The sequence below is a fragment of the Halorubrum sp. SS7 genome, assembly GCF_005435055.1.
Classification (GTDB): domain Archaea; phylum Halobacteriota; class Halobacteria; order Halobacteriales; family Haloferacaceae; genus Halorubrum; species Halorubrum salinarum.
Genome location: NZ_SGXV01000006.1, coordinates 1 through 19,896, shown reverse-complemented (window position 1 = coordinate 19,896; position 19,896 = coordinate 1). Strand labels below are relative to the sequence as shown.

At 69.9% G+C, this 19,896-nt stretch carries 21 protein-coding genes; 11 read left to right on the top strand and 10 right to left on the bottom strand.

Annotated elements, in window-relative coordinates; genetic code table 11:
• The first annotated feature begins 138 nt into the window (after window positions 1-138).
• On the top strand, window positions 139-1,947 hold the full coding sequence (locus tag EXE44_RS08285) for a Cdc6/Cdc18 family protein (protein ID WP_137716760.1): 1,809 nt from the start codon (window positions 139-141) through the stop codon (window positions 1,945-1,947).
• Window positions 1,948-1,990: 43 nt separating this feature from the next.
• On the opposite strand, the gene EXE44_RS08280 is transcribed toward EXE44_RS08285, so the two are convergent.
• Entirely contained in the window at window positions 1,991-3,070 is a 1,080-nt protein-coding gene (locus EXE44_RS08280) for a S26 family signal peptidase (RefSeq protein WP_137716759.1), read from the bottom strand.
• A gap of 129 nt (window positions 3,071-3,199) precedes the next feature.
• On the opposite strand from EXE44_RS08280, the gene EXE44_RS08275 reads away from it, so the two are divergent.
• Window positions 3,200-4,846: a DNA-directed DNA polymerase II small subunit gene (locus EXE44_RS08275; RefSeq protein ID WP_137716758.1), complete on the top strand. Its 1,647-nt coding sequence runs from the start codon at window positions 3,200-3,202 to the stop codon at window positions 4,844-4,846.
• 39 nt (window positions 4,847-4,885) lie between these two features.
• Here EXE44_RS08275 and EXE44_RS08270 read toward each other — a convergent pair whose 3' ends face one another.
• From EXE44_RS08270 to EXE44_RS08255, 4 genes are all read right to left on the bottom strand, one after another.
• Entirely contained in the window at window positions 4,886-5,518 is a 633-nt protein-coding gene (locus EXE44_RS08270; RefSeq protein ID WP_137716757.1) for a YigZ family protein, read from the bottom strand.
• Complete coding sequence (locus tag EXE44_RS08265) at window positions 5,515-6,021, bottom strand: hypothetical protein (RefSeq protein WP_137716756.1); 507 nt, start codon at window positions 6,019-6,021, stop codon at window positions 5,515-5,517. The genes EXE44_RS08270 and EXE44_RS08265 overlap by 4 nt, the downstream gene beginning before the upstream one ends.
• A 22-nt stretch (window positions 6,022-6,043) precedes the next feature.
• Complete coding sequence (locus EXE44_RS08260; protein ID WP_137716755.1) at window positions 6,044-6,649, bottom strand: hypothetical protein; 606 nt, start codon at window positions 6,647-6,649, stop codon at window positions 6,044-6,046.
• Window positions 6,650-6,760: 111 nt separating this feature from the next.
• Complete coding sequence (locus EXE44_RS08255; protein ID WP_137716754.1) at window positions 6,761-7,675, bottom strand: MBL fold metallo-hydrolase; 915 nt, start codon at window positions 7,673-7,675, stop codon at window positions 6,761-6,763.
• Between the two features lie 80 nt (window positions 7,676-7,755).
• On the opposite strand from EXE44_RS08255, the gene EXE44_RS08250 reads away from it, so the two are divergent.
• Complete coding sequence (locus tag EXE44_RS08250) at window positions 7,756-8,700, top strand: NAD(P)H-binding protein (protein ID WP_137716753.1); 945 nt, start codon at window positions 7,756-7,758, stop codon at window positions 8,698-8,700.
• The gene (locus EXE44_RS08245; protein ID WP_137716752.1) at window positions 8,697-9,377 is read left to right on the top strand and encodes a hypothetical protein; all 681 of its coding nucleotides are present in this window, start codon (window positions 8,697-8,699) and stop codon (window positions 9,375-9,377) included. The genes EXE44_RS08250 and EXE44_RS08245 overlap by 4 nt, the downstream gene beginning before the upstream one ends.
• Before the next feature lie 102 nt (window positions 9,378-9,479).
• Here EXE44_RS08245 and EXE44_RS20205 read toward each other — a convergent pair whose 3' ends face one another.
• A complete protein-coding gene (locus EXE44_RS20205) occupies window positions 9,480-9,647 on the bottom strand; it encodes a DUF5786 family protein (RefSeq protein WP_004599209.1) in 168 nt (55 codons plus the stop codon).
• A gap of 126 nt (window positions 9,648-9,773) precedes the next feature.
• On the opposite strand from EXE44_RS20205, the gene EXE44_RS08240 reads away from it, so the two are divergent.
• Window positions 9,774-10,823, top strand: coding sequence for a DUF5784 family protein (locus tag EXE44_RS08240; protein ID WP_137716751.1), 1,050 nt, complete (start codon window positions 9,774-9,776; stop codon window positions 10,821-10,823).
• A gap of 140 nt (window positions 10,824-10,963) precedes the next feature.
• Here EXE44_RS08240 and EXE44_RS08235 read toward each other — a convergent pair whose 3' ends face one another.
• Window positions 10,964-11,248: a DUF2795 domain-containing protein gene (locus tag EXE44_RS08235; RefSeq protein WP_137716750.1), complete on the bottom strand. Its 285-nt coding sequence runs from the start codon at window positions 11,246-11,248 to the stop codon at window positions 10,964-10,966.
• Window positions 11,249-11,394: 146 nt separating this feature from the next.
• Here EXE44_RS08235 and EXE44_RS08230 point away from each other — a divergent pair, with 146 nt between their 5' ends.
• The 3 genes from EXE44_RS08230 to hemB are packed head-to-tail and all read left to right on the top strand — an operon-like array spanning window position 11,395 to window position 13,522.
• Complete coding sequence (locus EXE44_RS08230) at window positions 11,395-12,303, top strand: PHP domain-containing protein (RefSeq protein WP_137716749.1); 909 nt, start codon at window positions 11,395-11,397, stop codon at window positions 12,301-12,303.
• Between the two features lie 25 nt (window positions 12,304-12,328).
• Window positions 12,329-12,493 (top strand): DUF6757 family protein, encoded by a 165-nt coding sequence (locus EXE44_RS20725; RefSeq protein ID WP_006114727.1) that lies wholly within the window; start codon window positions 12,329-12,331, stop codon window positions 12,491-12,493.
• Window positions 12,494-12,541: 48 nt separating this feature from the next.
• Complete coding sequence (hemB, locus tag EXE44_RS08225; RefSeq protein WP_137716748.1) at window positions 12,542-13,522, top strand: porphobilinogen synthase; 981 nt, start codon at window positions 12,542-12,544, stop codon at window positions 13,520-13,522.
• A gap of 356 nt (window positions 13,523-13,878) precedes the next feature.
• On the opposite strand, the gene EXE44_RS08220 is transcribed toward hemB, so the two are convergent.
• On the bottom strand, window positions 13,879-14,121 hold the full coding sequence (locus EXE44_RS08220; RefSeq protein ID WP_137716747.1) for a ferredoxin: 243 nt from the start codon (window positions 14,119-14,121) through the stop codon (window positions 13,879-13,881).
• 346 nt (window positions 14,122-14,467) lie between these two features.
• Here EXE44_RS08220 and EXE44_RS08215 point away from each other — a divergent pair, with 346 nt between their 5' ends.
• Together EXE44_RS08215 and EXE44_RS08210 are read left to right on the top strand one after the other, a co-directional pair.
• Complete coding sequence (locus tag EXE44_RS08215) at window positions 14,468-14,722, top strand: hypothetical protein (protein ID WP_137716746.1); 255 nt, start codon at window positions 14,468-14,470, stop codon at window positions 14,720-14,722.
• Between the two features lie 93 nt (window positions 14,723-14,815).
• Window positions 14,816-17,461: a valine--tRNA ligase gene (locus EXE44_RS08210; protein WP_137716745.1), complete on the top strand. Its 2,646-nt coding sequence runs from the start codon at window positions 14,816-14,818 to the stop codon at window positions 17,459-17,461.
• Between the two features lie 27 nt (window positions 17,462-17,488).
• On the opposite strand, the gene EXE44_RS08205 is transcribed toward EXE44_RS08210, so the two are convergent.
• Window positions 17,489-18,544, bottom strand: a complete 1,056-nt coding sequence (locus EXE44_RS08205; protein WP_137716744.1) for a quinone-dependent dihydroorotate dehydrogenase — start codon at window positions 18,542-18,544, stop codon at window positions 17,489-17,491.
• A 97-nt stretch (window positions 18,545-18,641) separates the two neighbouring features.
• Complete coding sequence (locus EXE44_RS08200; RefSeq protein WP_049931938.1) at window positions 18,642-18,845, bottom strand: hypothetical protein; 204 nt, start codon at window positions 18,843-18,845, stop codon at window positions 18,642-18,644.
• Between the two features lie 341 nt (window positions 18,846-19,186).
• On the opposite strand from EXE44_RS08200, the gene EXE44_RS08195 reads away from it, so the two are divergent.
• The gene (locus tag EXE44_RS08195) at window positions 19,187-19,516 is read left to right on the top strand and encodes a non-histone chromosomal MC1 family protein (RefSeq protein WP_121564929.1); all 330 of its coding nucleotides are present in this window, start codon (window positions 19,187-19,189) and stop codon (window positions 19,514-19,516) included.
• Window positions 19,517-19,896: the final 380 nt, after the last annotated feature.

Sequence of the window (19,896 nt, the reverse complement as noted above, 5' to 3'; positions counted from 1 at the left end):
TACCGTCTCTTCATCTGGTTCGACTGTATCAACTGGACGTGGTCGGTCTCGGTTCCGACCGCGAACGCGTATTTCCGACCGGAGACGGCGTCTGAAGGGACTTCCCTTGCCGTCTCCACCTGAAACGGAGGGGTTCACATGGACGAAGGCGATCACACACCGCGGGCCGACGGCGGCATCGACCCGGACGACGGCGACGAATCGGACCATAGCGGCGACTCCGATGACCCGCCGTCGAACCGCTCTTCGACGCCCGACCCCGACGACTTCGCGGCCTCGGGCTCTGGAACCGCCGGGTCCGAGGACGACGGGTCTGAGTCCCCCGATATCGACGACTTCGACCCCGACTCTCCGGCCGGGTCCGGTTCCGGCGCCGACGCGGGATCGGATTTCGGCGTCTCGGACGCCGAGTCGGACCCCGACGCGGCCTCCCTCTCGACCGACGCTCGACCCGAAACGGCGGGGCTCGACAACGGCGGCCGCGACCGGTCGTCGCCGGACGTCGACTTCGACGGAGTCGTCCTCGACGACGACGACGATAATCAGGGGCTGTTCGACGACCTCCTCTCCGGCGAACCGATATTCGAGAACAAAGAGGTCCTCCGCCCCTCGTACACGCCGCACGAGCTCCCCCACCGCAACGACCAGATCAACCGGATGGCGACCATCCTCGTCTCCGCGCTCCGCGGCGAGACCCCCTCGAACATCCTCATCTACGGGAAGACGGGGACCGGGAAGACCGCCTCGGCGAAGTTCGTCTCCCAGGAGCTCGAGTCCACCTCCCAGAAGTACGACGTGCCCTGCGAGGTCGAGTACATCAACTGCGAGGTGACCGACACGCAGTACCGCGTCCTCGCCCAGCTCGCGAACACGTTCATCGAGGAGAACCAGGCGGTGATCGCCGACCGGTTAGAGCGGCTGGAGGGGCTCCGCGCCGACGCGACGGACGCCGCGGAGACCGCGGGACGCGACCCGGCCGCCGCTCTCGCCGACACCGAGTTCGACTCCGTCGACGAGCTCGACGACCGCATCGACGAGCTCGAAGCTGACGCCGACGAGATGGAGGAAGTGCCGATGACGGGGTGGCCCACCGACCGCGTCTACTCGACGTTCTTCGAGGCGGTCGACTACCACGAGCGCGTGGTCGTGATCATGCTCGACGAGATCGACAAGCTCGTCGAGAAGAGCGGCGACGACACCCTCTATAACCTCTCCCGGATGAACTCCGAGCTCGACCGCTCGCGCATCTCGATCATGGGCATCTCGAACGACCTGAAGTTCACCGACTTCCTCGACCCCCGCGTCAAGTCGAGCCTCGGCGAGGAGGAGATCGTCTTCCCGCCGTACGACGCCAACCAGCTCCGCGACATCCTCCAGCACCGCGCCGACACCGCGTTCAAACCCGACGCGCTCACCGACGACGTGATCCCCCTCTGTGCCGCCTTCGCCGCACAGGAACACGGCGACGCCCGACGCGCTCTCGACCTCCTCCGGACCGCCGGCGAGCTCGCCGAGCGCTCGCAGGCCGAGATCGTCGCGGAGAAACACGTCCGACAGGCCCAGGACAAGATCGAGCTCGACCGCGTCGTCGAGGTCGTCCGCACCCTCCCGACGCAGAGCAAGATCGTCCTGTTCGCCGTTATACTCCTCGAAAAGAACGGCGTCCATAACATCAACACGGGCGAGGTGTTCAACATCTACAAGCGCCTCTGCGAGGAGATCGACGCCGACGTCTTAACCCAGCGCCGGGTCACCGACCTCATCAGCGAGCTCGACATGCTCGGGATCGTCAACGCCGTCGTCGTCTCGAAGGGCCGCTACGGCCGGACGAAGGAGATGGGCCTCTCCGTGCCCGTCGAGGAGACGGAGGCGGTGCTCCTGTCGGACTCGCGGCTCGGCGACATCGAGAACGCGCAGCCGTTCGTCCAGGCCCGGTTCGACAATTGACCTCGGTCCGTCGAGGTCCGCTTAATACCGAGTCCCCCAGAAGCTACGCCGTCAGCGCAGTCGAAGCGCTCCCCGGTCCGGTCGCCGGGAGGCCGCTTCCCACGGCCCCCGCTATCGCCTCGTTCAGCTCCACCTGTCCCGTCGCGATCAGCCGGATGTAGCCGAGATACGGGACTCGGAGGCGCGCCACCCCGTTCACCCACTCGGCCCTGACCGGCGGCGAGAGGCCGCTGGCCTGGTCGTAGGCGCCGTTGTTGTCGCCGAGGGTGATGTACCCGTCGTGCGGCGCCGGGCAGTTGGCGAGCGACCCGCAGTCGACGGCGTTGTGGTACTCCGCGTCGGCGCGGTCGTACCAGTTCTCGCCCTCGGTGACGTGGAACATCGCCCGGTGGATGATCGGCGCCCCGGTCCGGCCGGGCGGCGTGTATATCATCACCGATCCGTAGGACCCGAACGTCCGATAGTCGACCTCCTGACCCACCTCGTGGGTGACGACGCCGACCCCGTTTTCGGCCGCGTCCGGCGCGAGCCGGCCGGGTTCGGTGACGAACACCAGGTCGCCGACCTGCATGTTCGGCTCCATGCTCCCCGACTCGACGGCGACCATCGGCGGCCACACGCCGCTGACGCCGAACAGCAGCAGTCCGACCAGGAGGACGACGGCGACGCTCGACAGCATCTCTCGGATCCACATCAGCGCGCCCTCCCGGTCGTGCCGGAACCGGTGGACGAGCGACTCGTCCGCCGTCGCCTCTCCCGACTCGATTCCCGATTCCCCTCCTGCTCTCGACGCGCTCCGCTGCCCGGTCGCGGCGTCGCCCTGCCCGAGCGACCCGGGCTCGTCCCGAGGCTGAGCGTCGACCTTGGAATCGGGAGGCACATCGCCCTCGCCGAGGGAGGTCGGACCGGCGGATTCGTCGGGAAGCCGGTCTGCCGACTCGTCGGGAAGCCGGTCTGCCGACTCGTCGGGAAGCCGGTCTGCCGACTCGTCAGAAAACCGGTCGGCCGATTCGTCGGACGCTCCGTCGTCCGAGCCCTCGGACGCCGCCGCGGACTCCTCGTCCGTCCGCTCGTCTCGACCGGCCGACTCGTCGGTGTCCGTCGGCCGATCCCCTTCGTCCATTACGTCGGCTTTGGGGGGTTCCGTTCATAAGCTTCCGGGTCCCCGCGTTCCGGGGGCTCGGGCTCCCGCGCACCGACTTCCTTCGACGCCTCCGGAACGGTTTTGCCCGCGACCCCCCTTTCGGGTAGCGTGCCGCTGGAGTCGAACGCCCGGATCGCGAAAGCCCTCGCCGAGCGCGGCTACAACGCCGAGCGCGAGGCGGTGACCCTGCTCGCCGGCGCGACCGACCCGGCCGCCGCCGTCGCGGCCGCCGTCGACCGCGCCCCCGACGACGCCCTGCGGATCACCGCCGACCACGTCCGCGACGCGCTCGGGGAGACCGACGGATCTCCGGGTTCGCCCGGCGAAACGGGACAATCTCCAGTCGAAACGAAGGGGTCTACGGATCCGGACCAAACGGACGCCGGGAGGGCCTCGCGAGGGACCGCCGACGCACCGACCGCGACCGCGGACGCCGTCGAGCCGGACGCCCCCGTCGAGACCACCGAGGCTGCCGGGACGGGCAACACCGCCGAAGCCGCCGAGGCCGGCGCTCCCTCCGATCACTCGGAACGCCGGCGCGACCCCGACCTCCGCGACTTGGCGGTCGGCAATGACATGACCGGGCGCAGCACGGGGACCGGCGAGTACAAGGACTTCGTCACGACGTTCCGCGACCGCTACGAGCGGCTCTCGAAGATTCTCCGCGGCCGCGTCAACCACCGGCCCGCGGAGGCGATCGCGGACATGCCGGGCGGCAGCGACGCCGCGATGATCGGCCTCGTCAACGACGTGCGCTCCACCAAGTCCGGCCACTGGCTGATCGAGTTGGAGGACACCACCGGGACCTTCCCCGCCCTCGTGATGAAGGACAAGGGCCTCGCCGACGTGGTCGACGAGATCCTCTTAGACGAGTGCGTCGCCGTGGAGGGGACGCTCGCGGACGACGCCGGCATCCTCTTCGCCGACTCGCTCCACTTCCCGGACGTCCCTCGGACCCACCGCCCGGGCGGCGCGGACCGCCACGTCCAGGCCGCGCTGATCTCCGACGTCCACGTCGGCAGCGACGAGTTCATGGCCGACGCGTGGCACTCGTTCACCGACTGGCTCCACACCCACGAGGCCGACCCCGTGGAGTACCTCCTCCTCGCGGGCGACATGGTCGAGGGGGTCGGCGTCTACCCCGATCAGGACGAGGAGCTGGACATCGTCGACATCTACGAGCAGTACGAGGCCTTCTCGGAGCACCTCAAAGAGGTGCCCGCCGACACCGAGGTCGTGATGATCCCCGGCAACCACGACGCGGTCCGGCTCGCCGAGCCGCAGCCTGGCTTCGACGACGAGATCCGGGAGATTCTGGACGTCCACGACGCCCGGATCGTCTCGAACCCGGCCACCGTCTCGGTCGAGGGCGTGGAGGTCCTGATGTACCACGGCGTCTCGCTCGACGAGGTGATCGCGGAGCTGCCGGAGGAGAAGGCGAGCTACGACGAGCCCCACAAGGCGATGTACCACCTGCTGAAGAAGCGCCACGTCGCCCCGCAGTTCGGCGGCCACACCCGCGTCGCGCCCGAGGAGCGCGACTACCTCGTCATCGAGGACGTGCCCGACGTGTTCCACACCGGCCACGTCCACAAGCTCGGCTGGGGGAAGTACCACAACGTGCTCGCGGTCAACTCAGGCTGCTGGCAGGCCCAGACCGACTTCCAGAAGTCCGTCAACATCGACCCCGACGCCGGCTACGCCCCCATCCTCGACCTCGACACCCTCGACATGACGGTGCGGAAGTTCTCGTAGGTCGATCCCCCGGCCCGCGTTTCGGGTCTCCGGCGACCGCTACCGTTCGATCTCGACCCGTCCGCTCGTCGCGTCGTTGAGCCGCTCGCGGAGCGTCTCCACCTCGGCGACCGGCACCCGGAGGTCGAACCGGACGCGCTCGCCGTAGTCGGCGTCGAACTCGACGCCCGCCGACTCGATCACGCCCCGGACCGTCCCCGAGTCGTCGTACTCGGTCTCGACGACGAGGGCGCGGTGCGGCCGCTCCTCGACCACGCCGGCGGCGTCGATACCGTCCTTCATCGCGCGCGAGTAGGCGCGCGCGAGCCCCCCGACTCCGAGGTTCGTCCCGCCGTAGTACCGCGTCACCACCGCGGCGACGTTCCGGACCTCGCGCTGCTGGAGCACGTTCAGTGCGGGCTTGCCCGCGGAGCCGGTCGGCTCGCCGTCGTCCGACGAGTACTCCCTGAGCATCGGCTCCGACCCCGGCGTCCGCTCGGACGGCTCGCCCGCGGGCACCCGGTACGCTGGCACGTTGTGGGTCGCGTCCGCGTACTCCTCGCGGACCGCTGCGACGAACGACTCGGCGGCCTCGACCGTGTCGACGGGCGCGACGTGGCCGAGGAACTCCGACCCCTGGACCTCGAACCGCGCGGTCGCGCGCTCGGCGACCGTCAGGTACGTGTCGCTCACGGCGGCCCCTCCCCGCCGTCTTTCGACGCCTCGTCCGGTCCCTCGTCCCGTCGCCGTTCGAGGGCGACGCTCGTCGGCGGCGCGAGCCGGTACAGCGCGAGGAAGGCGCCGACCCCGACGACCTCCGCTATCGCCGCGACGACCGCCAGCGGCTCCGCCGCGAGCGCCGCGGGCGTCTCGGTCCCGTGCCACGCGATGAACCCGCCGAGGAACGTCCCGAGCGTTCCCGCCCCGAGCGCGTACAGCCGGCGGTACTCGCCGGCCCGGAGCGTCGCGACGGCGACCGCCACCGCGAGCGCGCTCCCGGCGAGGAAGAGGTACGGGCGCGCGTCCGGGGGCGAGCCGAGTCGGGGCCACGCCCACAGCAGGTGGACCGCCGCCGCGACCGCCGCAGCTTGGACGGCGACGCCGCGGAGCAGGCGCTTCTTCGGGGCGTTCCGCCCATTCGCGTCCGTCCCGCCGCCGAGTTCCCGCCTCCCGGTCGGATCGCGCCCGTCGCTCATCGGACCACCGTCGGCTCGGCGGTCACTCCCACGGGTGGCTCCCGGGCGCGTCGGGCCACAGCGGGTACCAGTACGACTCGTCGTCCTCCAAGCCGAGCTCGCCGTCCAGGACGGACTGGAGCTTGAACTCGACCCGCTGGTTCCGGTCGCTCGTCCCCCGCGGCGCGAACGGGTAGTACGCGCCCCGGCGGAACGAGTAGATCCAGTAGACGGGGCCGTCGTCGTTCTCGAAGCCGAAGACGGCCGCGAGCAGCCGCGACCCGAACCCCTCCTCGATGAACTGGTCGGCCGCGAAGTGGACGCTCGTCACCAGGTCCTCGGGGTCGTCGTCCTCCAGCACGAACCACTGGTAGCCGTGGTCGTCCTCGTACCGGTGGAAGCCGGTTCCGGTGTCGATCTCGCCGGCCTCCAGGATGGCCTCGACGGTCTCGACCGCCTCGTCGAAGCGCGTGCTGTCCATCCCGGAGAAGCACAGGGCGGCCTCGCCGCAGTGGTCGTACCGGAGGTCCGCCTCCATCGTCATGTACGCGGTCGACATCCCGAAGAGGTCCTCGGGGTCCGCTTCGCGGGTCGCGTCGGTCTCGGCGCTCGTCCCGAGCACGGCCCGGATCGTGTCGAAGATGCCCATCTGCCCCGGGCTACGGGCGGCGGGGTTTAGGGCGTTTCTCTCGCCGGGGCCGCGCCTCCGTCGCCGCTTCCCGCCGAGTCGCTCCCCTGCCCTTCGCCCCCCTCCGACGAGTCACGCCCCGTCGCCGGCGCGGTCGAGGTACGTCAACACGCCTCTTGCGTTCAGGCTCGCGTTCGCCCGTGCGCGTTCGCGGTTCCAGTAGTCGATGTCGCGGCTCGCCGATTCGAAGTGCTCCACGACCGCCTCGTCGTCGCCGAGTTCGGCGCGCTTCTCCCTGACGCGCTCGACCCACTCGACGTACGCCCGCTTCGCCTCGCCGATCAGGGCCTCGTCGCAGGTCCGCGGCCCGAAGTGCCCGAAGCAGATCGTGTCGGGGTCGAGCTCCTCGATCAGCCGGATGTCGTCGAGGCACTGCTCGAAGTCGAACTGCGGCGGCGGCGTCGTCGGGGTCACCGCGTCGACCGCGGGGACGTAGATGCCGGCGGCGTCGGCGGCGAACACCACGTCCGCGTCGGGGTCGTGGTAGACCGCGTGGTGGGGGGCGTGGCCGGGCGCCTCGCGGACGACGAGCTCCCGGTCGCCGAGGTCGATCCGGTCGCCCTCGGCGACCCCTGCGATCCGGTCGTCCGGGACCGGCCGCGGCTCGGCGTAGTACTCCCACTGCTCCTCGACCGCCGACTTGGTGCCGGCGACGAGCGCCTCCGGGTCGACGAGGTGGCGGACGCCCTTCTCGGGCACCCGGACCTCGGCGTTCGGGTAGCGCTCCGCGAGGTGGCCGGCGCCGCCCGCGTGGTCGAGGTGGGCGTGGGTCGGGAGGATCCACGCGAGCTCCTCGCGGGAGATTCCGATCGCCTCGACGGTCTCGAAGAGGGACTCCCGGTTCGCTCCCGTCCCCGTGTCTATCACGATCGGTCGCTCGGCGTCGTACACGTAGACGGCGCCGTACTCGTCGGTGTCGAACATCCCGGTGTCGTGGACGTACAGGTCCTCGACGCCGCGGACCGGTTCGAACTCGCCTGCGCGCATACCGGACGAGGAACCCGGGGGCACTTCTAGCGATCGGTCCGCGGGCCGAGGCTTATGGTCGTTCCGCCCCAGGAGACGGTATGCGAGTGCTCGTCACCGGCGCGACCGGATTCGTCGGGAGCCGGCTCGTCCCGACGCTCCTCTCGCGCGGCCACGACGTGGTCGCGCTCGTCCGCGACGCCGACGGCTACGACGCGCCCGAGGGCGTCTCGGTCGTCGAGAGCGACCTCCTGGAACCGGAGACGCTCCCCCCGGCGTTCGAACTCGACGGCGAGGCGGTCGACGCCGCGTACTACCTCGTCCACTCGATGGACGGCGGCCCGGGGTACGAGGAGCGCGACCGGAACTGCGCGAGGAACTTCGTTGCGGCCGCGTCGGCCGCCGGGATCGACCGGATCGTCTACCTCGGCGGGCTCGGCGAGGACCGCGAGGAGCTCTCCGAGCACCTCCGATCGCGCCGCGAGGTGGAGCGGATCCTCGCCGAGGGCGACCCGGCGCTCACGACGCTGCGCGCCGCGATCATCATCGGCGCCGGCAGCGCCAGCTTCGAGGTGGTGTCCGGGCTCGCCCGGCGGCTCCCGGTGATGGTCACGCCGAAGTGGGTCGACACGCTGTGCCAGCCGATCGCGATCGCCGACGTGGTCGCGTACCTCGCGGGCGTCCTCGACGCCCCCGAGACCGCCGGCGAGACGTTCGAGATCGGGGGTCCGGAGGTGCTGACCTACGCCGAGATCCTCCGCCGGACCAGGCGGCAGCTCGGCCACTCCCTCCGGATCGTGCGGGTCCCGGTGTTGAGCCCGGAGCTGTCGGCCCGGTGGCTCCGGCTCGTCACCGACGTGAACCCCTACCTCGCCCGGTCGCTGGTCGAGGGGCTCCGCAACACCGTGATCGTCGAGGACGACCGGATCCGGGAGCTGGTGCCCGTCGAGCGCACGCCCTTCGAGCTCGCGGTCGCCCGCGCGCTGACCGAGTCGCGGAACGCGGAAGCGTCGCCGCTGAGCGCGCTGCCCGGGGTCTCGCCGTGAGCCGCGAGTACGGCGAGACGTGGGTGTACGAGAGCCTCGTCGGCGGGATCCCGGGCCTCGACGTCTCGCGCACGCTGGCGGTCGCGCTCCAGTTCGCCGTCTTCGAGGTCGGCGTGGTGGCGCTCGGCTGGTACTACGGGACCTGGGATGCCGTCGTCGCCGGGACGGTCGCGGTCGTCGTCGCGGCCGTCGGCAGCGTCGAGATGCACCGCCTCGGGGCGAAGAACCGGCTGCTCGGCACGCCGCCCGAGCACAAGCGGCTGCTGTTCGGGTCGAGCATCGAGATCGTGTTGGGCGTGCTGGCGTTCATCGCGCTGCTCACCTACCTGTTCGCGTGGGACGCGACCGGCGGGCCGACTCTCATCGACCGGCTGTTCGGGGACGACCCCCCGCTCCCCGTCGTCTACCTCACGCTGCTCGTCCTCTGGGACCTGACCTACCGGATCGGAACCTCGTGGTGGAGCGCGGTCGTGGCGCTGTGGCGCGCGGTCCACGTCGACCTCCCGGACGAGGAGCGGGCGGTCGTCCGCCGGCTCGACGCCGAGAACATCGGCTTCTCGCTCGTCCAACTGGCGCTCGTCCCGTTCCTGCTCACCGAGCCCGTGCTGCTCGGCGCGGTGGTCGGCCACGTCATCGCCGTCGCCGTCGTCTGCTCGCTCGCGATCTGGCTCACCTGAGCCGTCGCTCACGGCGTTCGCACTCGGCGGACGTCTCGCTCGCGGCGTTCGCACTCGGCGGCTGAGAACGGAATCAGAAAACGCGGCGTCGCCGCGGCCGCGTCACTTGCCCTGAAGCTCTTCGAACTTGTCGAGGAGTGCCTCCGTCGAGTCGCCCGAGTCGTAGGTCAGGGAACCGGAGTACTCGGGCCGCTCCGCGTCGAAGTCGGCGTCGACTTCGCTGGTCTTCTTCTCGCGACGCTCGTGCTCGGCCTCGTCATAGGCACCCATTGACATGGTACGACTACACTTGGCCGTTTCCTGTAATATACCTGTCGGTAAACGTATCAAAGACCGTGAACGTTCGGGGGCCGGCCACCGGAATCGATTAACCGCGCGGCGTGATACCGGACGGGCGTGGCACAACCGCTCCGCTTCAGGCGCTCGCCCGGTCGGTGGACGGCGGGCCGCGTCCGGTCGCAGCTCGCTCGCCCCCTCGACGAGAACCTCGGAGCGACCGCCGGCGACCCGTGGTTCGCGCCGCCCCCGGACTACGAGGCGCGCCGGTTCGACATGGACGACGGGTCGTTCGCGCTGTTCTGCTGGACCGACGACGACGCGGACCCGCCGGCCGGCGCCGACGGCGGCCCGGTCGGGTACTGGCTGGGCAACACGGAGACGCCGAGCGAGCTCTGGCGGACGGACAAGTACGGGTTCGACGAGGCGCCCTACCCGGTCTCGCGGTGGGCGCAGCGGGAGCTCCTCGCCGGGCTCCACGACGACGAGCCCTGGCTGGCCGACTACCCGCACGTCTCGTGGTACTTCCTGCCGGTGTTCTGCTCGAAGGACGGCGCGGAGACGAGCCGGGCGTTCTTCCGCGACCACGCCGCCGGGTTCCCGGACGCGACCCGCGAGGCGGGCACCGGCTTCGTCGAGGAGACGCTCCGGCCGGGCACGCTGGACGACTACCGCGAGGTGATGGCCGGGAAGCTCGGCACCTCCGCGTCGCGGGACCTCGTCCGCATGAGCGCGGCGATAGCCGAGTTCGCCGCGGCCCGGATCCTCACCGACGCGGGGTACGAGATCACGCCGGAGATCGAGGTGACGACCGGGCACTCGCTCGACTTCCGCGCGACCGATCCCGAGACCGGCGCCGGTCACCTCGTGGAGGTGACGCGCCCGCAGCCGACCGCCGGCCGCTCCGCGAACGACCCCGTCGCGGCCGTCCGCGACACCGCCGAGACGAAGACCAGCGGCCAGCTCGCGGCCCACGCGGGCGGCGTCACGCTGTTCGTCGACTGCTCGTCGTTCCCCGCCGACGAGTGGGAAGCGGTGCGCGCGGCCGAGCCCGCGGTCCGTCACAAGCCCGCGGTCGTGTACCGCGCCGAGCCCGACGGGTCGATCGAGGGGTACCGGAAGGGCTCGGTCCCGCTCGACCTCTCCGGCGTCGTCGACGGCGTGTCGTAGCCGCGTCGCAGTCGCGTCGCTCGTCGTTAACGGCACGTCGTAGCTGCGTCGCGGGTCGCGGCGTTCGGAATCTGCGGATCGGCGACGCTCCCCGGTCGGGCTTCGAAAGGAAGGGTATGGACTTCGCGCGGTTCGCCGCGTCAGAACGAGACTGGCGCGGGCCCGTCCTCCGCGTCGGTGGTCGGGTCGCGGTCCGAGTAGAACCGGCGACCGACGCCGCGGTGACAGACGCCGGCCCGGAGCGTGGTGAACACGTCCTCCGCGTCCTCGAACGTCTGGTCGCCGAACCGCTCCAAGACGTCGCCGAGCCGCTCGGACCCGTTCGCGAGCTCTACGGTCGCGTTGCCGTGAGCCGCGATGATCTCCTCAGAGGTGGTCGGGTACTGGTGCCGTTCGAGTCGGTGGTCGACGCCGTTCAAGCGCATCAACAGATGAAAACTGCCGATGGTTCTTAATGATTGTCCATGTACAACCTTAGTCGGAGGGGATACCTTATACCGCCTTATATTCGGATTCCGCGGCCCCGTGCCGGACCGCCGCCGCTTAGTGTCGGGCGGGGCTATTCGCCGCCATGCCCCCCGAATCCGCCGATTCCGTCGATTCCGCGGGATCGGCCGACACCGCCGAACCGATCGTCGCCGACCTCCACGCGCACACGACCGTCTCGGACGGGACCCTGACGCTCGACGAGGTGCCCGCGGCCGCCCGCGAGGCCGGCGTCGACTGGGTCGCCGTCACCGACCACGACCGGATCCACCCCGGGCTCGACGCGCCGGTCGTCGAGCGCGACGGCGTCCGGGTCGTCAGGGGGATCGAGCTCCGAGTCGACGCCGGCTTCGAGCGCCTGGACCTCCTCGGGTACGGCGTCGAACACACCGACGCGCTCGACGCGGAGGTCGAGCGCCTCCAGCGCGACCGCCGCGAGCGCGGCGCCGCCATCCTCGACGCGGTCGAGGACCGGCTCGGCGTCGACCTCGACGTGGAGCCCCGCGAGGGACTGGGGCGCCCGCACATCGCGCGGGCGATAGACGAGTCCGACGCGCCCTACGACTACGCCGGCGCGTTCGACGAGCTGATCGGGAACGACGGGCCGTGTTACGTCGCGCGCGAGGTGACCACGCTCGACGAGGGACTGGACCTGCTCGCCGACGCCTGCGCGCTCGTCGGGCTCGCGCACCCGTTCCGGTACGAGCGCGTCGACGAGGCGCTCGGGGTCGCCCGCGAGCGCGACGCGATCGGCGCGGTCGAGCGCTTCTACCCGTACGGCCGCGCCGTCGACGACGAGCGGATCGACCGCGTCGCCGCCGAGGCCGACCTGCTCAGAACCGGCGGGACGGACGCGCACGAGCGCACCCTCGGCGTCGCCGGGCTGACGGAACCGGCGTTCGAGCCCGTCCGCGAACGCCTGCCCGAACCGGTCTCCGTCCAGTCGTTCGCGACCGGATCGTCCCCCGCCGCCGCGCCCGACGAACAGGATTAAGCCCGCGCCCGACGGAGAGACGCGTATGCGGTGTCACTACTGCGACCGAGAGGCCACGTACGAGGCGGAGCAGCGCGGCGTGGTCGTCGGCCTCTGCGAGTCCCACTTCAAACAGCGCGTCGAGGAGCTCGCCGAGTCGGACGAGCTCGCCGAGCTCCGCGACCGGATCGACATCGAGTCCTCGGAGTAGCCGGACCGAGACGAACGGTAAAAGGCGGCGCGGGACCAACCGGTCGGCATGGACCTCACGGACCGGCCGCGGCGCCTCCGGACCGACGGCGTTCGCCCGCTCGTCGCCGAGACCGACCTCTCGGCGTCGGACCTCGTCGCGCCCGTCTTCGTCGACGCCACGACCGACGAGCGCGTGCCAATCGAGACGATGCCCGGCCACGAGCGCGTGCCCGTCGACGAGGCCGTCGACCGCGTCGCCGAGGTACGCGAGACGGGCGTCGAGGCCGTCATCCTCTTCGGCGTCCCCGAGTCGAAGGACGCGTCCGGGAGCCGCGCGTACGCCGACGACGGCGTCGTCCAGCGCGCGATCCGCCGGATCTCGGCCGAGACCGACGCCACCGTGATCGGCGACGTCTGCCTCTGTGAGTACACCGACCACGGCCACTGCGGGGTCATCGAGGAGACCGCCGAGTCGGACCCGACGCTCACCGTCAAGAACGACGAGACGCTCGACCTGCTCGCGCGCACTGCGGTCTCGCAGGCCGACGCGGGCGCGGACGTGGTCGCCCCCTCCGCGATGACCGACGGCCAGGTGGGGGCGATCCGCGAGGCGCTCGACGAGGCGGGGCACGAGGACGTGGCCATCCTGAGCTACGCCGCGAAGTACGAGTCCGCCTTCTACGGCCCCTTCCGCGACGCGGCCGACGGCGCGCCCGCGTTCGGCGACCGCCGGCACTACCAGATGGACCCCGCGAACCGCCGCGAGGCGCTCCGGGAGGCCCGCCTCGACGCCGAGCAGGGCGCCGACGTGCTGATGGTGAAGCCCGGCCTGCCGTACCTCGACATCGTCGGGGACCTCCGGCGGGAGTTCGACCGCCCCATCGCCGCGTACAACGTCTCCGGCGAGTACGCGATGCTCCACGCCGCCGCGGAGAAAGGGTGGCTCGACCTGGAGGCCACCGCGCTGGAGTCGCTCACGGCGCTCAAGCGCGCGGGCGCGGACCTGATCATCACGTACTTCGCCGAGGACGTGGCCGACCATTTATAAATAGAAACGGGCAGGGAACCGACGTGCTTTCTCAAGCATACCACCCCGGCGCGCGCCTGCGAGCGGCCGCCCCCGGCGGCCGCGAGGAGCGCGTGCGAGGGACGCGGTGAGTGAGAGGCGACCGGAGGGAGCCCCGAGCGAACCGCGAGGCTGGGGAGGGTGAGGCTGTGGTAGCTGTGCTGTGCGGGGCGGGACTCAAAGGGGCAGCCGCGAGGGCGAAGCACGGCGACGGAAGCACCGCAGACCGCGAACGGAGTGAGCGGTCGAGGAGCGCACCGAGCCGCGCGGGCCGTCGCGGCTGGGGCTTTGGAGGTGTTCTCCCTCGGCACACAGCAACTTCTCGGATCTCGAACCGGCTACACCACCTGTTCGCCGTCGTCGTCGTACACTTCGATTGCGTCGACCGGGCAGACGCGCGCCGCGAACTTCGCGTCAAACTCCTCCCCGTCGGGCACCTCGACGACGAACAGGTCGTCTTCCTCCTCCTCGCTCCCTTCTAAATCGGCCTTCCCGTCGTTCAGGTTCTTTTCGAAGGCGTCCCACTCGGCGACGCACTGGTACATCCCGACGCAGGTGTCGCGGTCGAACTCGACGTACATGACCACTGGTTCGGCGAGCCGATACAAAGCCGTGGCGACGAGACGAGTGAGAGTCCGGTCGATTCGGGCTCGCCGACAGGTCACCGGAGAACCGCCCCAAAGCCCCGACCGCCCCTTCGGATCCCACCCCGCACCGCGACCGCACCTCACCCCTCCCCAGCCTCGTCGCTGGCACCCTCCGCTACGCTCCGGGAGCCAGCGACTCCCTCGCGCGTGCGACTCACGCCCGGAGGGCGTTCGTCGGCACGCGCCGATCGGATTCGGTCGGTCGATCAAAAGAGGGTACTACCGATCTCGCCGCGCGCCGACCGTCCTTCTTAAGCCTCGCAGGGACGGATCCCCGCGCATGCCCACCGTCTGGCTCGTCGACCGGCAGTTCGACTCGAAGGGACTCGTCCGACTCACGTACGCCACCGAGGACGGCGAGCGCGTCCACACGAAGGAGCTGGCCGAACAGCGGCTCGTCACGGGCGACGGGATCACCGCCGGCCGCGAGGTCGACGAGAGCGCGCTGGGCGAGACGCCCGAAGAGGAGGTCGAGCGGTTCGCGACCGAGGCGTCCAAGATGGCGGCCGAACACGACCTCGACGACCGGGTCTGACCCCGCTCTCCGCACCTCGCCGCGTCCGGCCGCGCGACGCCGCCCCACACAACCGAGTCCGTTAAGGGGGAACCGGCGGAACGTGTGACCGAAATGCCCAGTGGTGAGTACGACCCCGACGCCGTCGAGCCGCGCTGGCAGCGGCGCTGGGTCGACGAGGAGACGTACGCCTACTCCGACGACGACCCGGTCGATCCGAACACCGTCTTCTCCATCGACACGCCCCCGCCGACGGTATCGGGGAGCCTCCACATGGGCCACCTCTACGGGTTCACCCTCCAGGACTTCGTCGCGCGCTTCGAGCGCATGAACGGCGGCGAGACGTTCTTCCCGTTCGGCTACGACGACAACGGGATCGCCTCCGAGCGGCTCACCGAGGACGAGCTCGACATCCGCCACCAGGAGTTCGAGCGGCGCGAGTTCCAGGCGAAGTGCCGGGAGGTCTGCGCGCAGTACGAGGAGCAGTTCACCGAGAACGTCCAGTCGCTCGGGGTGTCGGTCGACTGGAACCACACGTACCAGACCATCGAGCCGCGCGTCCAGCGCGTCTCCCAGCTCTCGTTCGTCGACCTCTACGAGCAGGGCCGCGAGTACCGCGAGAAGGCGCCCGCGATCTGGTGTCCCGAGTGCGAGACCGCTATCTCGCAGGTCGAGACCGAGGACGACGAGCAGGCCAGCCACTTCAACGACATCGCCTTCCCCGTCGCGGGCGGCGACGGCGAGACCTTCACCATCTCGACGACGCGCCCCGAGCTCCTCCCGGCCTGCGTCGCCGTCTTCGTCCACCCGGACGACGACGAGAACCAGCACCTCGTCGGCGAGTCCGCCGAGGTCCCGCTGTTCGGCCACGAGGTGCCGATCATCGCCGACGAGCGCGTCGACATGGAGACGGGCTCCGGCATCGTGATGTGCTGTACGTTCGGCGACCAGAACGACATCGAGTGGTACCAGGTCCACGACCTGGACCTGCGCGTCGCCATCGACGAGTCCGGGCACATGACGGACGTCGCGGAGGAGTACGAAGGGCTCCACGCCGACGAGGCCGGCGAGGCCATCGTCGAGGACCTCGACGAGGCGGGCGCGCTGCTCGACCGCCGCGACATCACCCACACGGTCAACGTCCACGAGCGCTGCGGGACGAGCGTCGAGTTCCTCGTCACCGAGCAGTGGTACATCGAGATGCTCGACAAGACCGACGAGTACCTCGAGGTCGGCCGGGAGATGGACTGGTCGCCCGAGAAGATGTTCACCCGGTACGAACACTGGGTCGAGGGGCTCCAGTGGGACTGGCTCATCTCCCGCCAGCGCTCGTCGGGCATCCCCTTCCCGGTGTGGTACTGCGCCGACTGCGGCGAGGCAGTCATCGCCGAGAAGGCCGACCTCCCGGTCGACCCGCTCTCCGACGACCCGCCCGTCGACGCCTGTCCCGAGTGCGGGCACGACGAGTTCGAACCCGAAGACGACGTGCTCGACACGTGGGCCACCTCCAGTCTGACCCCGCTCATCAACGCCGGCTGGGACTGGGACGAGGCGGCCGGGGAGTTCACGATGGAGCGCCCGGAGCTGTACCAGTTCGACCTCCGGCCGCAGGGCCACGACATCATCAGCTTCTGGCTGTTCCACACCCTCGTCAAGTGCTACGAGCACACCGGCGAGGTCCCGTTCGAGGAGACGATGATCAACGGGCACGTGCTCGACGAGAACCGCGAGAAGATGTCGAAGTCGGTCGGCAACGTCGTCGAGCCCGAGGCCGTGCTGGAGGAGTTCCCGGTCGACGCCACGCGCTACTGGGCGGCCGGCACCGCCGTCGGCGACGACTTCCCGTTCAAGGAGAAGGACCTCCGCGCGGGCGAGAAGCTGATCCGGAAGCTGTGGAACGCCTCGAAGCTCGTCGAGTCGCTCGCGCCGGAGCCGTTCCCGGCCGAGCCGAACGACGGGCTCCGCGAGCTCGACCGCTGGCTGCTCGCCGAGCTCGACGCCGAGGTCGAGCGGCTCACCGACCTCCTCGACGACCGCGCGTTCTCGAAGGCGCGCGACGAGCTCCGGAGCTTCTTCTGGAACACGTTCTGCGACGACTACCTCGAGATCGCGAAACAGCGCGAGGACGCCGCGGCCGCGTACACGCTCCGCACCGCGCACCGCCGGTTCCTGAAGCTGTTCGCGCCCCTCCTCGCGCACGTCACCGAGGAGCTGTGGCACGACATGTACGCCGGCGACGCGGCGGCGGCCGGGCTCGCGGACGGCGCGAGCGACTCGGTCCACCTCGCCGACTGGCCCGAGCCGCTGGGGATCGAGGCCGACCGCGACGCCGGGACCGCAGCGACCGCGGTCGTCGGCGCGCTCCGCAAGTACAAAAGCGAGAACCAGCTCCCCCTCACCGCCGCGCTCGACGCGGTGGAGGTGTACGCCGACGTGCGCGGGTTCGAGGACGACATCACCGGCGTGATGCACGTCGACGACCTCGCGGTCCACCCGGACGGCGACGCGCCCGTCGAGACGGTGATCACGGGGATCGACCTCGACTACGCCACCGTCGGCCCGAAGTACGGCGACCAGGTCGGCGACATCGAGGCCGCCCTGGCTCAGGAGGAGTACGAACTCGACGGCGACGAGCTTCACGTCGCGGGCGTCACGCTCGTCGGCGACGAGTTCGCGGTCGAGGAAGAGCGGCAGTATCAGGGGGAAGGCGAGCTGCTCCAGGCGGACGACGTGGTCGTCATCGTCCGCAACGACGCGTAAGTCGCCGCCCCGCCGTTTTTCGACTCGTTACAGGTCCGCGCCGACGGCGTCTCCGACCGAGTCGAACCCGTCCCGTTCGAGCAGTTCGAGCAGCCCCTCGTTGATCTCCCGCGCCAGCCCCGGCCCCTCGTAGACGAGCCCGGTGTACAGCTGGACGAGCGAGGCCCCCGCCCGTATCTTCTCGTAGGCGCCCGCGGCGTCCGAGACGCCGCCCACGCCGATCACGGGCACGTCGGTGCGCTCCGCGACGAACCGCACCCGCTCCGTCGCGAGCGACTCGATCGGCTTCCCCGAGAGGCCGCCCCGTTCGGCCCGGTTGTGGCTCCGCAGCGAGTCCGGCCGCGACGTCGTCGTGTTGGTCGCGATGACGCCGTCGAGGTCGAGGTCGTCGACGACGCCGAGCGCGTCTTCGACCGCCGGCTCCGGGAGGTCTGGTGAGAGCTTCACGAGGAGCGGGTCCGCGCCGGCGTCGTCGAGGGTCCCGAGGATGCGCTCTAAGGCCTCGCGGTTCTGGAGCTCACGGAGCCCCGGCGTGTTCGGGCTGGAGACGTTGACGACGAAGTAGTCGCCCGCGTCCGCGACGCGCTCGTACGTGTAGCGGTAGTCGTCGGGAGCCTCGGCCAGCGGCGTCGACTTCGACTTCCCGATGTTGATCCCGACCGGCACGTCCGGGAGCGGGTCGCGGTCGAGGCGCTCCCCGACGCGGTCGGCGCCCTCGTTGTTGAACCCCATCCGGTTGACGAGCGCCTCGTCCGCCTTCAGTCGGAACAGTCGCGGTCGCGGATTCCCGGGCTGTCGCTCGGCGGTCACGCCGCCGACCTCCACGTGGCCGAACCCGAGCGACGCCAGCGCTCGCGGGACGTGCGCGTTCTTGTCGAACCCGGCCGCGACGCCCACCGGGTTCGGGAACGACGACCCGAACGCGTCGACCGCGAGCCGCTCGTCGTCGACCGCGTACCGCTCGGCGAGCGCAGCGGCGACCGGCGTCCCCTGGACGCCGCCGAGCAGTCGATGTACCAGTCCGTGTGCGGTCTCGGGTGGAAGCCGGAACAGCGCCGGCTTCAACAGGTCGTACGCGCCCATCGTCTTGGCCTCGTCACGAGCGACAATCAATCCGCCGACCGCGCTCCGGGTCGCGGTCGCTCGCGAGCATCGATTCGGCGAAACCCCGCGGTCCGTCTCAGAAGTCGTGTTCCAGCTGTTCGGGGTTGGCGTCCGCCTTCTGGATGATTATCTTCCCGTCTCGGACCCGGACGAACACCTCGTCGCCGATCTCCATGCCGGCGACGGCGAGTTCGTCCTCGTGGAGGTTCACGTGGACGTTGTGGTACTCCCCCTCGTCGTCCTTGGCGCCACTGGGACTGAGCTTCTTTTTACGGACCATCGCGGGTGTGTTGTCGCATTTCGCCATAGCAGACACATAAGTGTTGTTTACCCGCAGTCGGCGGGAGTCCCCGACCGCGCGCGTGCGTCGAAGAACGCGGAACGGACATCGAGGCGCGGACGCTCGGCGAGCGGATCCGACCCGTCTCGCGGGCGGCGAACCGACGGCCGAACGCGGCGACTGCCTCGGTGCGAACCGATGTCAGATTCTCGCCTCGCGTCGCAGAGAGCGAAAACCGCAACCAGCGACCGGGATAGTATATAAAAATTGTGGCGTACAGCTTTCATTTCCCCGATATATTTATTACAGACTGTGTGCTGGTGTCACACGGAGGCAAAACCATGGTACGTGAAGACGGTAAGCGAAACTTTGCCCTTCGGGAAGAAGACGGATCGGAACCGAGCGAGTTCTCGGGCAACATGCCGCGTCAGGCGGCGCTCAAGGCAGCTCGGACGCTCGACCCGGCGCCCTCGGAGGAGGAGGCCGAGCGAACGACGCTCAGGCTTCGCGAGAAGGGGACGCAGAAAGTCCACGAGTACGAGGGCTGGGCGTGGAAGGACGGAGCCCCGGAGGTGGACGACGCCGACGACGACTTCTGGCTCAACGACCTCGACGACATCACCAAAGCCAACGTCTCGAAGCAGGGCATCGAGTACCTCGACGAAGAGTAGTTCCCCGGGCGCTCCGATCCCGATCTCTCGTTTTAGCCGCCGGTGGACCGGAACGCTTCGGGCATGATCACCGTTGCGCCGCAGAGTGACCGCCCCGAACAGTCACGTCGCCGGTTCGATCGGATCCGGTCAATTCCCGTCTCCCGGCATGAAACCGCATGACGTGGCGCCGATGGTTCGACGGGGTTAAGTACAACCCGGGCATTCGAAGAAATGCGAAGAACGCATCGCGGACTCGGGCCGTTCAACCCGGCCCGGTTTCGCTGGACCCGTACCGTTCCGATGGGTTTATGACCCGTCGTCCGGTACGTTCAGGTCCGCGAAGGATGAGGATCACGCCCCCTGCGCTCCGGCGTAAGCGGTGATCTGATGTGAGCCGT